The 16499-nt window shown below is 38.2% G+C and carries 16 protein-coding genes and 1 pseudogene; 8 read left to right on the top strand and 9 right to left on the bottom strand.

From position 1 onward, the window contains the following. Positions 1-196 precede the first annotated feature (196 nt). Positions 197-361 (bottom strand): hypothetical protein, encoded by a 165-nt coding sequence (locus FCR06_RS32545; RefSeq protein ID WP_189523387.1) that lies wholly within the window; start codon positions 359-361, stop codon positions 197-199. A 938-nt stretch (positions 362-1299) separates the two neighbouring features. Here FCR06_RS32545 and FCR06_RS11800 point away from each other — a divergent pair. Further along, positions 1300-1629, top strand: a pseudogene (locus FCR06_RS11800) (type III-B CRISPR-associated protein Cas10/Cmr2); the annotation flags it as partial. 206 nt (positions 1630-1835) lie between these two features. Here FCR06_RS11800 and FCR06_RS11795 read toward each other — a convergent pair. Next, on the bottom strand, positions 1836-2258 hold the full coding sequence (locus tag FCR06_RS11795) for a hypothetical protein (RefSeq protein ID WP_138499807.1): 423 nt from the start codon (positions 2256-2258) through the stop codon (positions 1836-1838). Between the two features lie 214 nt (positions 2259-2472). After that, positions 2473-3144, bottom strand: coding sequence for a LuxR C-terminal-related transcriptional regulator (locus FCR06_RS11790; RefSeq protein WP_138499805.1), 672 nt, complete (start codon positions 3142-3144; stop codon positions 2473-2475). Positions 3145-3244: 100 nt separating this feature from the next. On the opposite strand from FCR06_RS11790, the gene FCR06_RS11785 reads away from it, so the two are divergent. Then, on the top strand, positions 3245-3898 hold the full coding sequence (locus tag FCR06_RS11785; RefSeq protein ID WP_138499803.1) for a DUF3386 domain-containing protein: 654 nt from the start codon (positions 3245-3247) through the stop codon (positions 3896-3898). A gap of 363 nt (positions 3899-4261) precedes the next feature. On the opposite strand, the gene FCR06_RS11780 is transcribed toward FCR06_RS11785, so the two are convergent. From FCR06_RS11780 to FCR06_RS11765, 4 genes are all read right to left on the bottom strand, one after another. Next, positions 4262-5008, bottom strand: a complete 747-nt coding sequence (locus tag FCR06_RS11780; RefSeq protein ID WP_138499801.1) for an ABC transporter permease — start codon at positions 5006-5008, stop codon at positions 4262-4264. Positions 5009-5080: 72 nt separating this feature from the next. Further along, positions 5081-5899, bottom strand: a complete 819-nt coding sequence (locus FCR06_RS11775; protein ID WP_138499799.1) for an ABC transporter permease — start codon at positions 5897-5899, stop codon at positions 5081-5083. A gap of 72 nt (positions 5900-5971) precedes the next feature. Then, on the bottom strand, positions 5972-6337 hold the full coding sequence (locus FCR06_RS11770; protein WP_138499797.1) for a hypothetical protein: 366 nt from the start codon (positions 6335-6337) through the stop codon (positions 5972-5974). A gap of 132 nt (positions 6338-6469) precedes the next feature. Then, a complete protein-coding gene (locus FCR06_RS11765; protein WP_138499795.1) occupies positions 6470-7462 on the bottom strand; it encodes an ATP-binding cassette domain-containing protein in 993 nt (330 codons plus the stop codon). A 230-nt stretch (positions 7463-7692) separates the two neighbouring features. Here FCR06_RS11765 and FCR06_RS11760 point away from each other — a divergent pair, with 230 nt between their 5' ends. The 4 genes from FCR06_RS11760 (at position 7693) to FCR06_RS11745 (ending at position 11193) form a co-directional block, all read left to right on the top strand. Beyond that, entirely contained in the window at positions 7693-8085 is a 393-nt protein-coding gene (locus FCR06_RS11760; protein WP_138499794.1) for a carboxymuconolactone decarboxylase family protein, read from the top strand. A 124-nt stretch (positions 8086-8209) separates the two neighbouring features. After that, on the top strand, positions 8210-9031 hold the full coding sequence (locus tag FCR06_RS11755) for an alpha/beta fold hydrolase (RefSeq protein ID WP_138499792.1): 822 nt from the start codon (positions 8210-8212) through the stop codon (positions 9029-9031). A 472-nt stretch (positions 9032-9503) separates the two neighbouring features. After that, entirely contained in the window at positions 9504-10616 is a 1113-nt protein-coding gene (locus FCR06_RS11750) for a 2OG-Fe(II) oxygenase (protein WP_138499790.1), read from the top strand. A 100-nt stretch (positions 10617-10716) separates the two neighbouring features. Further along, complete coding sequence (locus tag FCR06_RS11745) at positions 10717-11193, top strand: substrate-binding domain-containing protein (RefSeq protein WP_138499788.1); 477 nt, start codon at positions 10717-10719, stop codon at positions 11191-11193. Positions 11194-11261: 68 nt separating this feature from the next. Here the strand turns inward: FCR06_RS11745 and FCR06_RS11740 are convergent, their stop codons facing one another. Both FCR06_RS11740 and FCR06_RS11735 read right to left on the bottom strand, forming a co-directional pair. Next, positions 11262-12008, bottom strand: coding sequence for an isoprenyl transferase (locus FCR06_RS11740; protein ID WP_138499786.1), 747 nt, complete (start codon positions 12006-12008; stop codon positions 11262-11264). 612 nt (positions 12009-12620) lie between these two features. Continuing rightward, positions 12621-13151 (bottom strand): response regulator, encoded by a 531-nt coding sequence (locus tag FCR06_RS11735; RefSeq protein WP_223280110.1) that lies wholly within the window; start codon positions 13149-13151, stop codon positions 12621-12623. A 411-nt stretch (positions 13152-13562) separates the two neighbouring features. Between FCR06_RS11735 and FCR06_RS11730 the strand changes: the two genes are divergently transcribed. Together FCR06_RS11730 and FCR06_RS11725 are read left to right on the top strand one after the other, a co-directional pair. Further along, on the top strand, positions 13563-15902 hold the full coding sequence (locus FCR06_RS11730) for an ATP-binding protein (protein WP_138499784.1): 2340 nt from the start codon (positions 13563-13565) through the stop codon (positions 15900-15902). 52 nt (positions 15903-15954) lie between these two features. Beyond that, entirely contained in the window at positions 15955-16425 is a 471-nt protein-coding gene (locus FCR06_RS11725; protein ID WP_138499782.1) for a response regulator, read from the top strand. Positions 16426-16499 lie beyond the last annotated feature (74 nt).

Below are 16499 nucleotides of genomic sequence, written 5' to 3'. Positions count from 1 at the left end.
GCGGAAAACACCAAAATCAGAAAGCAAACTGGGATTTGAGAAAGTCAAAGCTTATTTTACTTGCTGAATATACCTAAATGAGAAAGTCAAATGGCATTTTGAGAAAGCATTTATACATTTTGAGAAAGCAATTGCAGATTTTACTTATTCAATCTAGTCAAAATATAAAGTTTAAATAAAGTTCTTAAAAATATTGCTATAAATGCTGATTATTTTTCTTAAAGTAAATATTGAGTATAAAAAAATATTTTATATGAGAATGAGAAAGGCGATCGCCCTCCGCCAAGAAACTACGTAGGCGTAGCCCGTCGCAAACATCGCCTTTTGCTAAACCTTTATTCTGGKAGGTAATTACCATCATGGTACAACAATAAGAGTTTGTACAAAATTAATCCCAACTGTAATAATATTTAGACAATAATAATTTAAATATACTTAACGTCAATTAACTTGCTTAAAATTCCTTACCCAAAAGAGAACTGATTAAACATATATTGATAGGTTCTTCAAAAGCACTTACCAGCACAATTCACTGTTTACAAGTCGTTGGCTACACTAGCGCCGACGACTGGAGTCCATTAATACCAATCGGCAACCCTGACGAAATGATGAGTATTTTAATCCATCAGATTTGAATCCAATAACCCAAAACCTCATGTAGAGACCCGATTTATCGCGTCTTCAAAAAATAAAATCCCCGGCTTTTTAGGAAAGTTGGGGATTTTTTATTGTCCGATTTTAAGTGAGCGATCGCATCTCCCGCTGGTTAAGCTTCGTTGCAGCCTAGTTTCCATTAATTCCACTTCTCATAAGAGAAGCGACACATAAAGGTGGCGATCGCCGAGAAAATTTAGTGAGGTTTCCATTAATTCCACTTCTCATAAGAGAAGCGACCCCTCCTATTTAAACCCCTATGCTGCTTGATGTCCAGACATCATTTGCGACGGGTTTGAAGAAAACAGAAATTTTCACCTCATTAAGTAAACAGAAAAACGTTGAAATCCTTGTACAGTAGGATATCGGCAGGGTCAACGAGAATATAAGCATTTCCAAGTTTTGCCGACCCCGCCGCAGGAAAAATAAAAAAACTTAGAAAATTTCGTTATTCGCATGAAAAGGCATTTACATCCTCAAAATTTTCGAGAAGATATAAATGTTACCGCACAGACGGATTTGCCCAAAGTAGTGGCGAATTGCCATCTACAAAAAGCAAGAATTATTACAAAGTATAACCACTGAATAAAAAATAAAAATCCTACAGTAATTTAGACAAGACTGCAACCAGTGACTACAGCAAACGTGACCAAATATACAGCCATAACCTTTGCTCCCGTCCAAGGATTTATCGAAAAATCCCGTAAACTTCGAGACTTGTACGGTGCATCATTGATACTCTCATATCTCAGCCAGCAGTTAGTAAAAGAAGCCCAAAAAACCACAACAGTCATATCCCCAGCACTCCCCAACCTTCAAAAAGGAATGCCAAATCGCATCCTGATAAAAGGAGAATTTTCCAAATCACAAGTAGAAAAAACTCTTCTATCTGCATGGAAACGAATATTACATGAATGTCGTACTTGGATAGAAAAGAAATTACCTAACTATACCTATCACTGGGAGAGAGAATGGACACAATTTATTAGGAGTTAATGAACAACAAGTTATTAAATATTTATTAGTAAATCGAGAGAAGTTTACAGAAAAAGATGTCTTGCAAGTGTATGAGCAAGCTGTAAAAGCCAAATTTTTAAATGAAATAGAAAAATTAAATTTTACTTATAAACCAAGAAATTTTTATGAAGAATTACAAGCAATAGCTAACGATATTTAACAAATTACGAAAATTGATACAAAATATTTCCATTTTCGCTCACTTCAAAGTTAGCATTTAGTTCCTTGGCTTTACCATCTAAATATTCTTGAGCTTTCTGGGTTGATATCTCTGCATTTTTCGCCATTTGCAATACTGTTATCGTTCCAGAATTACTCTCAACTAACTCTAAAAACACCACCTGAAGACGCCTTTGTTCAGATTCAATAAGTAATGCTTTTTCTTTTTTATTCTGCTGCACTAAAGACCAACTCAACCAACCTCCGATGAGTGTTGACGGAATAGTAAAAATAGTTAAAGCAGCTACAGCATCTTGTTTGTCTTTAGAGGTAGTTTTGGGATTAAGAATGTCCAGGAGCATGACAGCAGAAAATGGAATGCCAAATAAGAGAAAAAATAATGCTAAAAATTTTTTAACTAATTTCATTTAATCTTTACTCACTCACAAATATTCAATTTATGAATTAAAAAACATAAATACTTGAGATTTAATTCATACCTTAATAAATTTAGTCATTTGCATACATATCGACAATCAAAATCTACAATAATCTCGGCTGGCGTATATGGCAATTCAAAGTACTTGCTAAACGTATAGCTTGTACCATGTTGCAACCGCAGGTGACTAATAAAATTATTCTTTATGATACTTGTATATCTTGCAGTTTTGCCACCATTTCAGCACGTGCTGAAACTTTTAATTTCCGAAACATCCTCTTCAAAGCTTGCTTGACAGAATTTTGGGTAATCCAAAGTTTTTCGCCAATTTCTGCATTCGTTAATCCCTGCGCCACTAATTCAGCAATTTCTAATTCACGCGTTGTTAGAGGACTTGCTAAAAGAGAATTGGATATTTTTGGTTTCGCCCGTAGAATTGCCATTTTAGCTGACAAATGAATGCATAAAGCGCTTAAGTCAGCTAAATCATTGCCATTAAAAGGGGGATTTCCCTTGTTACGGGCTAGGTTAAGCGTTCCAATCAAACGACCATCACAAACAATTGGCCCGGTCATGACATGTTCGTGGTCATGGCGCGAACAAAAATGCTTCCAGTCTCCTGGAGATAGTATTAACTGCTCGTGAGCAGGCGCGTGACGCTCAACCACGTACCGTCCCACTGGATTGCTCTCTAAGCATACTGCCGGAATGCTCGCAATATCAATCTCAGCCGTTGATTCTTCGTCTAGGAGATAGATACCCCAATTTTGCACGCCAAAATGCTCGCTAATTTTGTCCGCCAGAGCTAGCCTTAATTCTGGCTCGTTTTGGACATTAGCGATCGCATGAAATACGGCGTGAAGAGAATTAACCATAAGTGTACCCAGTTGGGGACTATCCAAGCCTCAACAATTACTTCTATGCTAATACCAAGAAAACTAAAACGCTAATTACAGTAGCGACTAGGAGAAGCACATGACAGTTACACAACTCTCTGCTCAGGAACTTTTCCGGGCTGCTTATGAGAACCGCTACACCTGGGACAAGAATTTCCCTGGTTATACCGCAAATATTACCTATAAGTATGATGATAAAGTCTTCACCGGCAAAGTAATTATCAAAGCCAATCTTAAAGCTGAAGTTTTGGACGTAGATGACGAGCAAGCCAAGCAAGCAATTCACGGCCAAGCATGGGAAATCGCAATTCACCGCGTCCGTCGCAGCTTTGAAGATACCCACAGCACCAATACTTTTCGCTATGGTAAGACTGACGAAACAGGTGCAGTTGAACTTTTAGTTGGTGGTAAGGCTGAGGGTGATAAATACAAAGTCCGCAACAATGAAGTCTGCCACGTTCACCGTCTGATTCATGGTACTTTTGTGACAATTGACACTTTTAGCAGTCACGATACTGGCGAAGGTTACTTGTCCCACACATATGATTCTGTGTACCAAGACCCCAAAACTGGCGAACAAAAGGGCGGTAGAAGCGAATTTACCGATGAATATGAAAAAGTTGGTGATTATTTCGTCTTAAATCGTCGAGAAATTCGTACCCAAATAGATGGACAAGTATCGATTCAAGAGTTTGTCTTTTCTGATATTAAATTGTTGGAACCTGCTGCTTAAGTTCGATTTTGTATCATAAATCAAAGCGATCGCTCTTTATTTTGTAGGAGCGATCGCTTTGATTTTTTGCTGCTTTTATTTACAAAAATTGAAAGGCGATTCTCTCAGATAAGTTGATGGATATAAATAAATATAATATGTTCTGTCATTGCGAGCGAAGCGAAGCAATCCCAGAGACTTTGCGATTGCTTCGCTCCGCTCCGCTCGCAATGACATTTTAGATTTAATCATGTCTATCTACTTATAATCAATATAAGAGTCAACTGCCCTATTCAGCGCATAGTAACGAATGACGCAACTATCTTCTAAAATCTGTTAACCACAATTGCTATGTTTTAAGGACAAATTTTTACACTTACCTACTTAGCTACCAGTTGAACAATAGTATCGCTCTCCTAATTTCCAAAGCTGAAGCGTAATTATCAAAAATAAAATACCTGCCAGTGGAGAGATGTAACAAAACCACAAAGGTACGAAAAATGTATCTTGCTTTTGTAGAACTGCAAGCAAAGGAAAATAACTTACACAAGCAAGCGGTATCAAGTAAGTGAAAAATCTTTGAAACCACTTGCTATAAATTGCAAAAGGGTATTGAGCAGTTTCTACCCCTCCATAAGTAAGAATATTCATAATCTCTAAAGATTCAATAGTCCAGAATGTCAGGGTTGCTTGTACAATAACGATACCTACAAATAGTGCAACTGCACCAATAAATGAAGTTGCCAAAAGCCACAATGTTTGAAGAGAAATAGAAATATGGAGAGTTGAAAGCGACCAGCAGATAACGACAAATCCTTGAGAAAATCTGCCGATTCTCTTCAAGGTAAATTCTGTACCTAAAATTTGAAGCACTGTAGTGCGGGGACGAAGAAGTAAACGGTCAAAATCACCGTTCTTAATTATTTGTCCAAATGAATCAAACCCTCGTCCTAAAGCATCAGCACAGGCAAAAGAAATATTAACCATTCCATAAAAAAGGGCAACTTCACTCAAAGTCCACGTACCAATACTACTAAAACGACTAAAAAGTGCCCAAATTCCAAAAAATTCTACTACAGTTCCTAAAAGATGTCCTAGAACTTGAAGCAAGAAGGACACTTTGTACTGCATTTGTGATTTTAAAGATACAGAGATATATCGAAAGTAGAGTAAAAAATTATTAAACAATATCCTCAAATTATCTCATCCTCCTTGAATTACAAGCTTTTTAATACCATGAATCACAAGCAAACGTCCAAGAATAACTATCGCAAATATCCAGAAAAATTGATGCAGCAAGACATTAAATAGGGCATTTGGTGGAAGATTACCAGTAAAAAGTCGAAAAGGTTGGTCGATAAGTCCTGAGAAAGGAAGTGCATTTAGTAAAGGCTTGCTCCACTCAGGAAAAAGTGGTAAAGGAACAATCATCCCAGAAAAAATAATAATTAAAGTGGGAAGAATACTATTAATTCCTTCACCAGAAAGTGTCCACATCATCGATACAGTAAGAAGCATAGTCAATGCAGATGAAAGTAGAATTCCACCAATAAAGGAGAGAAAAAAGGCAATGAAAGCAGCAAAGGACGGTGGAAAAGAAAGCGATCGCTCTGAAAACCCGATCGCCGGAAAAATAAAAATTGTCACAGAAAGAAGAGGGATAGCACGAAGAATAATCGGTGCTGTGCGAAGCGCCAAAGCACGAGTAAACCAAAAATTATAAAGGTCTGTGGGTCGCAGCAGATCGTAGCCTACTCCACCAGATCGGATCGAGTCTTGAATCTCGCGATCGCCTGACCAAGGAACGATCGCTATTAAAAACGCTTGTCCCAACCACACATATCCTACAGCCTGCTGAAAAGTTATTGGTTGAGCAGAGGTTGTATGAGTGAAAAATGCCTCTAGAACCATCACTTTTACGAACCCCCAAAACAACTGAGTTGCAACCCCCGCCAAGGCAGCAGCACGATATTGCAGCAGCAACGTAAATCTGGCAATAAATAGTGACCAATATGCTTTCATCTTAATAGCAAATTGATAAAAGATAACGAGAATAATTCATAATTTAGAAAAGAGGTATTATTTATAGATGCTTTAAAAAAATACTAGCTTATATGTATCACCAATTTTACCAATAGGAGCAGAAGTTGAACTATTTGTGTATTCATCTTTATAGGTTAGATTAACAATACACTCAAGCTCTACTTTGTCAGCAAGCTTCTTTAAAAATCTCTCTCTCTGTGACTCTGAGAGTTCAACTTCACTTATCGTTACTTGCAAGTCTTTATCCTTCAAGCCAATAAATGCAAGTAAGAGCATTTTTTTAAATACATTGCTTCCACCTAAATTATTAAACTCTTCAAATGCATTTTCAGAGAAATATATCAGTTCTAATATGTCTGATTCAGTTCCATTTTTGATTGTATCAGTCAACTTTTGGATAAAAACGTTGAGACTCATCTTGCTTTTACCTCAGAATTAGCTTGAGTCATAACATCCTAATGCGTCTTTATCATAAATGACAAATGACCAATACTTCTCTACAAGAGGCTGCACCAACGGCTTCTCTCAGTACAAGTGACTAATAAAAAATTAATCTAAAATTCCTCCTGACTTCGCATAAAGTTCAGCAACTATTTCCTCAATCGGTGGATTTTCTACAAAGAGATCCTCAACTTCGTGTTTTGAGGTAACTTTGCTAATTAGAGATGCAGCAGAAAGCTTTGTGGGGTCGAAGGCTAGAGTTACAGTGCGACCTTCTTTAGAGATGATACTAACTCCTTCTTCCTCAAAGAAAAAATCATCATTTATGAGGTCTATTCTTAAGTATCGACGCGAGGAAACTTGAGAACGCAACGCTGTCAGAGTTCCATCACAGAGAATCTCACCCCCACCAATAATAATGACGCGATCGCACAATGCTTCGATATCATCCATATCATGGGTTGTCAGAATAGTAGTTACTTGATGAGTTCTATTTAGTGTTTTGATAAATTTTCTCACCGCAAGCTTGGAAACCGCATCAAGCCCGATAGTCGGTTCATCTAGAAATAAAATTTCCGGTCTGTGTAACATTGCGGCAGCAAAATCGCATCGCATTCTTTGACCAAGGCTTAACTGTCTGACAGGGGTAGAGAGAAAACTCTCAAGACCAAGCAAATCAATCATTTCTTGGCGTGTATTTTGATATTCTGAATCAGGAACGCGATAAATATCCCGCAACAAATCGAAAGACTCAATTACTGGTAGATCCCACCAAAGTTGCGATCGCTGACCAAACACTACTCCAATACGACTAACATGGCGAATTCTATCTTTCCAAGGAGTTCGTCCGCCAATTATACATTTTCCGCTGGATGGGACTAAAATACCACTTAAAATTTTAATAGTAGTCGATTTGCCTGCCCCATTTGGGCCGATATATCCTACGAGTTCTCCCTGCTCAAGCGAAAATGAAACTCCTTTTAGAGCATGAACAACTCTGGTTTTTCTTTGCACAAGCCCTCGGATTGAACCTAAAAATCCAGAGGAACGTTCAGACACAAAAAAAGTCTTTTTCAGGTCTTCAACAAAAATCTGAGGCATATATATTTCTGGTCTTTTATTGTTAGTCAAACGCTCTATATAGCAATTTTATTTGAGTTATAAAAATTATCGTTGTAAACGTCCTTGGTCAATTGTCCTTTATCATTTGTAATTACAAAGGACAAATAACTAATGACACCTAACAGTAGCAATATTTCACAAATCATTTTGGACTGCTATATTACAATTTAGGTATTCGCACTGATTGGGAGATTAAATTAAATAGAAATATGAATAAACTAATTGAGTACGAAGAAGCCAGCGACGAAGTACGTGCAGTATATGACGATATCCGCGCCACACGTCAGAATGACTATATTAACAACTTCTGGAAAGCTATAGCTAACCATCCTCCCACCTTGCAACGAACATGGCAAACGTTGAAAGAAGTGATGACCAGTCCGGGTGAAATCGATCCATTGATGCGCGAACTGATTTATATTGCCGTGAGTGCAACAAATGGCTGCGAGTATTGCATCGCCTCACATACAGCAGCAGCGCGTGCCAAGGGAATGAATGATACCATGTTTGGGGAACTAATGGCGATCGCTGCCACTGCCAACATGACCAACCGTCTCGCCAACGGCTACCAGATTCCCGTAGATGAACGATTCAAAACATAAAAATTCCTCCAAAAAAATAAAAAATAAATTTTTATAAATTTTCCGAAACTCACAATCATTTCTTGTTTCTTGTGATGAATAACTTTTTAGATAATTTTATTAACTACTTATAGAATTATTGACTATGCCAAAAGTTAAAATTAACGGAGTTGATTTGTTCTACGATATTAAGGGAACAGGTGAGCCTTTGCTATTAATAGCTGGCTTTCTTTGCGATCATAGTTATTGGTCGCTGATTATGCCATCGTTGATTCCCCACTATCAAGTCATTCGCCTAGACAATCGAGGTATGGGGCGGAGTTCTGCTCCCCAAAGTCCTTATAGCATTAAACAAATGGCTGGAGATATTGCAGCATTGTTGGATTACATTGGTATTGACAAGGTACATCTAGCAGGTCATTCAATGGGTGGTCAAATTGCCCAAGAGTTAGCATTAGCATATCCGAAAAGAATACAAAGTTTGATGCTACTTTCATCTTTAGCAAAAGGCGATGAATTATTCAACAGTATCATTGAAACTTGGGGCAACCTTCTGATGAATGTAGACTTGAAACTTTATGAAAAAATCGTATTGCCTTGGATATTTACAGATACATTTTACTCAATTCCTGGAATGATTGAAGGTCTGATTGAATTTGCTATCAGATATCCTTTCCCACCTACAACTCACTCACTTTCTCATCACAGCCGAGCCATGCTTGACTTTGACACAACAAAACGCCTCCAACAAATTCATTGTCCTACTTTAGTTCTGGTTGGAAAACAAGACATTCTCACCCCGTTAAAATTTTCCCAGCAACTTGCTCAAGGTATTCCCAAGGCTGAACTTGTAGTCCTCGACAGTGGTGGTCATGGCTTTTTGATTGAGTCTTCAGAAGTTGTGGTTTCAGCCATGCTTAATTTTTTGCGGACTTTAAAGCCGGCTTATAATAATTTTGGATTTTAATCATTTGTCATTCGTTATTTGTTATATAGCGATTTATAGTACAGCAGAGCAGAAATAAATCAACCATTTTAAATGTCTGAAACCCTTACGAACAGCTAATTACGAATTACGCCTTTTGCTACTAGTTAAGTGAGGTACAAAAACAATATTTTTAAATACAAAGGGGCACACAGTCAAGCGCAGAGTCAAGCAGAGGTTTGCCCAATTTAGAAAGGTAAGTACTCAGTACCTCAGCAGATTAGTAAATGCTATAAAAAGTTTAATAATTATTGAAAGAAATTAATTTACTATTCATGACTTCCGCTATATTTCATTACTTTTATCTTTCGATAAATAATTATTTGAGAGTATAGATAAGTAAATTTCTCATTGTAATCAATCGAAAATTATTTCATCCAAAATTATCAAGTTCTCTGATTAATCCGTCAAACCAATTCAAAATTAAAAATCCAAATACTAACTTACTTATCTTATGGTACCTCTTACTATTGGCGACCCAATTCCTTGGTTCATTCTTCCCTCAACCTCAAATCCAACTTTTCACTTCAACTCAGTTGGTGGATACCGAAGCATTTTATTTTTTTTTGGAAGTTCTAAAAATAACTATATTCGGCAAATTATTGACAATTTTTTGAACAGACAGCAGCAGCTTGCTGCCTATGAAGTACCATTTTTTGGTGTCAGTATAGACCCAGATGACACTTTTTTAGCAGAGTTAATCCAAAATAAAACTTATTTTAAATTTCTTTGGGATTTTGAAAAAAGAATCAGCTTTGAATACGGTGTTTGTCAACCAATAAATCCGGGAAGTAATGAACTACAATACAGACCAACAATTTTTGTTTTGGATGAGAACTTACGAATTATCAAAGTTTTGCCAATTTCAGCTACTCATCCTTGTGAGCAAGTGTTTGAGTTGATTAAAAACTTACCTCGAATCACCGAAAATATTCCCGCAGCCAGACAAGCACCTGTTTTATTTATACCGAATGTTTTGGATCGAAACTTTTGCCAACATTTAATTAATTTGTACGAAGCAGATGGTGGTGAAGATTCTGGCTTTATGCGACAAATCGACGGCAAAACAGTCGGAGTTACTGACTATGGATTTAAAAAGCGTAGAGACTATTTAATTTCGGATCCTCAACTATTAAAGCAAATCAATAATATGATTATGCGACGGGTAAAACCAGAAATTGAGAAGGCTTTTCAATTTAGCATTACTCGGTTTGAACGCTACTTGGTATCGTGTTATGAAGCAACTGATAAAGGCTTCTTTAATCGTCATCGTGATAACACTACCAAAGGCACCGCTCATCGACGGTTTGCGATGTCATTAAATCTAAATACTGGTGCTTATAAAGGCGGCGATTTGCTGTTTCCAGAATATGGACTCCAACTTTATACTCCAAATGTTGGAGAAGCAGTAATTTTTTCTTGCTCGTTACTGCATGAAGCCACCCCTGTAATCGAGGGACGGCGGTTTGTTTTACTGTCGTTTTTTTACAATGAAGAAGATGCTAAATTACGGCAAGAAAACAGCAAGTATCTTGTATTCAATAATAGTGATTCTGATCAAAAGTAAAAAACAGATTTTCAAATCTCAACCTGCTATTATTAACAATCGTATGCTAGCCGTCATCCTAGCAAACACTTTCCCTGTGTAAATTGCAGGTTATTTTTAAATGAAAATTACAAATTGGAATCAAGTCGGTGGCCCCAATTTGAAAATTACTCCTTTGAGCCGCGATCCAAAAAATGGGGGTACTCCTGAATACATTGAAGAAACAGTTTTGGCGAATGAATCATTTGCCGAATCTGTAAAACCCTACATCCAAGATACTACAACTGGTATACAAAGAGTTGCTAGAACTCCCGGCGGAATTAGTTATGCTACGCCTTCAKAAGTTTGTAACCAGTTGATTGAACCTCTTTCTCTGGCTAGAGAGGCTAATCAAAATTTTGTGTCTCCTTGTACGGGAAAGCAAGTGAATAAAGTTGATTTTGTCAATGATGCTTACCCACTAATTAGACGGCTGTTTGTCGTAATTAAGCGAGATGGCACTTTAGATGAACAGGCGGGAGTAGCTTATGCTAACTTACTCTTGAGCGATCAAGGTCAACAATTAGTAAATCAAGCTGGTTTTGTGCCGATTCGTTAAAGCACTTTCAATTGTTGTTAAAGGTTTTAGTCTCCTTGCGGGGAAGTAGTAAGTGGAAGTTTTGTATACTAAGCTGAGAGTGAAGCTTTAACTTGACCAAAACGGCGATCGCGTTTTTGGTAATTCAACAAAGCCTGATGAAATGCTTCTGTGTCAAAATCTGGCCAAAGAATATCAGTAAAATACATTTCTGTATACGCCATTTGCCACAACAGAAAATTACTCAATCGCATCTCACCGCTGGTACGAATCAGCAAATCGGGTTCGGAAGTCTCTGCTGTGTAGAGGTGTTTTTCTATAAGACTTTCATTTACTTGTTTTGCACTGAGTTCGCCTCGTTCTACTAATTCGGCGACTTGATGACAAACTCTTGTGATTTCGTTGCGGCTACCGTAGTTGACTGCAACGGTAAAATGTATTGCTTGATTATTTAACGTTTCTGCCATTGAACGTTCCATTTCTGTTTGCAGAGACTTGGGTAGAACCGATAAATCTCCAATAAATGAGATTCGCACACCTTCTTGATGCATCTGTGCTAACTCGCGGCGCAGTAATCGCTCAAACAAAAGCATTAGAAAATCTACTTCTTCAACAGGACGCTGCCAATTTTCTGTTGAGAAAGCATAGGCTGTTAGTGCTTTGATTCCCCAATGTTTGCAGCAACGCAATAGTTCTTTGAGGATTTTTGCTCCTTGGCGATGTCCAGCGATGCGCGGTAATCCTCGATTGGTTGCCCATCGACCGTTACCATCCATAATGACGGCTATGTGTTGGGGTAGGTATTGGGGGTTTAGATCGGCGGGTAATGAAGTCATGTATTTTTGGTAAATAAAAGTATGAAATTTCACTCACAGACGCACAGAGTCGGTAAAAAGTTTATTAGACCTGTTGCAAAAGTTCCCTAACATCCGACCCCCTGCCCCAGCAGGCTCTTTGGGGTTCTTTTTTGATTTCTCCAAGAAGTCTATTGAGTAGTTTCAAGTAATTCTTGCAAGCCATCATGTAGTTTTTCGCCTGTAAGATATTTGTCTATAGGCGAACGAATCTACTGCTGTGTTTGCAAGTAATCAGGATGGGGATACCTTTGACCTTTTTAAGCCTTCTGCAAGTGGGCTGAGAGTGTGAAGCATAATTATTTATACTTTGCTTTTTTTCTCTGTGCCCAATAGCCTAAGCGATCGCACTTGCTTTTGTCAGTCAGTGAAAGTAAGCAGTTTTATCTCATATAGTTGCAAACAGTGAAAATATTTAATAGTAAGTGTATGGTTTTTTACTTTAAAAAGCCGAACGTTACTAGACTGTGCGTGTGTTTCAATCCCACGAACGCATTTCATTAATTTGAAAGGCTACTGTAGGTTTCAAATTAATGATTTCTGCTTACGGAATCAAAACAATTCTTAGAAGTAAAAAAGCTGACAAATCATAAATTACCTTTTACGTAAATAGGAGTAATCGCCAAATAACGAAAAACTTCTGTTACAAGAGTGCATAAGTAGTTTTGCTACTTCTGTTATCAACCGTGTAGGGTTTGAAGGATTTTTCATATAAGTTTGAAACCCAGAGGCCAAAGCCTGTTTATAAGCTCTATTCTTAGCAGACTTGCTAAACGCGATCGCTGGAATTTCTCTAATTTGTACTGACCTAAGTTTTCGGATTTTTTGTATTAACGAATATCCCGACTCTCCTGGCATATCAATGTCGCTAATTAAAAGATCCACTGTTAATTTTTTAACAATTTCAAATGCTTCTAAAGCTGATGATGCAGTAATTACACGAATTCCATACCTTTTAAGAACACAGGTAATTAAGGCAAGAATATCTTCATTATCATCTACAACCAGAATTGTCCTTCCTTGAAAAATCTCTATATTTTTTATTTCTTCTTGATGATGATAATTGTCACAATTTGTGCATTCTATATCTTTGAGAGGATGTGCATCCTTAAAATTGTTTGACACGATGTACTAGCCTCCTAAGTTGGCTAATCAATTAGGGAGGAAGTCCTACAGGTAGCTAGCTGCGAACTAACTGCCTAGTGGGCACTATTAATGTTATCAACTTGATTAAATCAACTTTTGCCGTCACTAGTCTTATTTCTGAAGGTATATAAAATTTGCTTGTTTTTTTAATTTAGTATTTGTTTTGACTTATAGCTATATTCTTCACATTTTAGTAGTGTTGTCATTTTAGTTACAACAAACAAAAGTGTTGATCGCAGCCAATAGCTAAGCTAAACAGCAGATTACAGCAAGACAACTGTCAACCTGATTTTATTGTATTGCGATCGCCTTCACACTTTCGGGCATATATTAAAGAAATGTGACATTTAATTGCGCTATTGTAAAAATCAGCTTTATATAAGTTGATTTATGAGCCAGTCCAAAGATACTACTACCCAAGCCTCTGCTGTGACTAACCACGAGCAGAAACCTATCCATATACCTGGCTCTACTCAACCTCATGGCGTACTCTTAGCACTCAGTAGCCAGCTAGAAATAGTGCAAGTAAGTAATAATACTCAAAAATATTTGGGTAAACAGCCAGAAGATTTGCTCAGTCAGCCTCTGAGCTATTTGCTCGATCTAAAAAAAGTAGAAGCTGTTAAGCAGTGCTTAGACAAAAAAATAGGTAGTTCTAATACATTTAAAGTCTTAATAAATACTCTAAATGGCGAACAATACTTTGACGCTATTGTTCATCGTACACAAGAGGCTGTGATTGTGGAGCTAGAACCGACTGACTCCAAATCTGAGTTGAGTTTCTTGGGCTTTCATGCTTTGGTGAGTGAAGCGATCGCAAAAATGCAAAGTACATCCAATCTCAGAGAATTTTTGCAGATTGCGGCCCAGGAAATCCAACAAATTGTTGGTTTTGATCGGGTGATGATCTATCAATTTGACGAATCACAAGCCGGTTCTGTGGTTGCAGAAGTCAAACGAGAGGATTTATTGCCTTATTTAGGACTCCATTATCCTGCTACAGATATTCCAGCCCAGGCTAGGCAATTATACACACGTTGCTTTCTCCGATTCATCCCCGATTTGACTGCCGAAGCTATCAAGCTAGTTCCTACGGAAAATCTCACAACACACGAGCATCTTGATTTAAGCTACTCTGTCCTCCGAAGTTTTGATTGGTGTTGTACTGAATATCATCAAAATATGGGAGTTAAAGCTCTTTTGGTGATTTCGCTGATTCAAGAGCAGAAGCTTTGGGGATTAATATCTTGCCATCATCAAACACCAAAGTATATTTGTTACGAAGTGCGGAAGATGTGCGAATTTTTGGGACAGATAGTCTCTTCGGAATTAGCGCACAAAATTATTCACTCAGAATGGGACTATGAAGTAAAGCTCAAATCGCTACAATCTGAGTTTCTCCAGTCAATTTCTGAAGCAGACAATTTTATTGATGCCTTAATCAAACCTGAAATCCGTTTGCTGGGTCTAGTTAGTGCCTCAGGAGCAGCAATTTGTTTGGATAATGAAGTTGCCCTGGTGGGAGCAACACCGAACATTGAACAGGTTCACCAATTAATTGAATGGGCGGATAATCAAGTTAATGACAACCTGTTTTCCACTGATTCTTTGCCAAAACTTTACCCAGAAGCGCTGACCTTCAAAGATACTGTTAGCGGCTTGCTGCTACTGCGGATTTCTAAAATCCAGCGCTATTACATTCTTTGGTTTCGTCCTGAAGTCATTAAAACAGTACACTGGGCAGGTAATCCCAACGAATTTATTCAAGCCCAGGTAGATGGTAGCCTCACCGTGCCTGTGCGAAAATCTTTTGCCGCTTGGCAAGAAACGGTTCGTTTAACTTCTCTACCTTGGAGGGCGTGTGAACTTGAGAGTGCTGTTGGTTTGAGGAATGCGATCGTTGGTATTGTACTCTCGAAGGCCGATGAGTTAGCGAAAATTAACTTAGAGTTGGAGCGCAGCAACCAAGAACTAGCCTCCTTTGCCTACGCTGCTTCCCATGACCTTAAAGAACCTTTACGAGGTATTTATAACTTCTCAACGATACTGCTAGAAGACTATGCCGAAATATTAGATGATGACGGGATTGAATATTTGCAGACAGTAGTCTCCTTGTCTGTACGTATGGAAACATTGATCAATGCCCTGCTGCGACTCTCTCAGTTAGGACAAGCACACCTACGAAAGCAAGCAACCGACCTCAACGAATTGGTCGCTCAAGTAATTGAAGTCTTTGGTGCTAGTCGCCAGAACTCTGGACTAGTCGATATTCGCATTCCTCGACCTTTACCTATAGTCCAATGCGATCGAGTTCTCGTCAACGAAGTCTTCAGTAACCTGATTGGTAATGCCCTTAAATACAACGATAAGCCACAGCAATGGATTGAGATTGGCTACCTAGATAAGGACACTCTGAGATGGGGAGACTCTGAGGTGGGGAGAGATGAGAACACCGAGAAATTACTCACCGCCTCACAGCGTCATTCCCTCAGAACATTTTCTTTCCAATCCCCCATCTTTTATGTACGCGATAACGGTATTGGAATTCCAGAACATCATTTAGAAACCATCTTTCGACTATTTAAGCGGCTCCACTCCCAGGAAAAATACAGCGGTGGCACAGGTGCAGGGCTAGCTATTGTTAAGAAAATTGTTGAACTTCACAATGGTCAAATTTGGGTTAAATCTATCGTAAGCATTGGCTCAATATTTTATTTTACGCTCGAATAGTTTAAGATAGTTACCAATTATATACATTTGTTAAGTTCTTTTAAGACCAGAAATGAAAAAACTTCATGAACCTCTGCTTGTTGTTGAGGACAGCAATGAAGATTATCGGATGTTACAACGTCTGATGCAGCGCATGTCTGTCCAGAACCCCATACATCGTTGCACTAATGGGGATGAGGTTTTAGAGTTCCTTTATCAACAAAGCAGCGATACCTACACTAAGGGCGAAGACCTACTCAACTCTAAAGTACCACCACGACCTTCTGTGATCTTGCTCGATCTAAATTTGCCAGGTATTGATGGGCGTGACATCTTAGACCGACTCAAGCAAGACAATAGTTTTAAGCAAATCCCGGTCGTTGTTTTTACTACCTCATCCAACCCCAAAGATATTGAATTGTGCTATCAAAAGGGCGCAAACGGATATCTGGTAAAGCCGATGGATGCTCAAGAACTAAAAAAGACGATCCAGGCGTTCGTGGACTACTGGCTTGAAGCCAATACGTCTCCCGTATTAGATTAATTTGTTTATTCTCTGCCGAGCGGGTAGTTAAGAACAAGGGTCACACAGACATTCTCGTCTTTGAGTTACTGTTT

The sequence above is a fragment of the Nostoc sp. PA-18-2419 genome (genome assembly GCF_005869855.1).
Classification (GTDB): Bacteria; Cyanobacteriota; Cyanobacteriia; order Cyanobacteriales; family Nostocaceae; genus Nostoc.
This window is presented reverse-complemented; position numbering and strand designations above follow the sequence as displayed.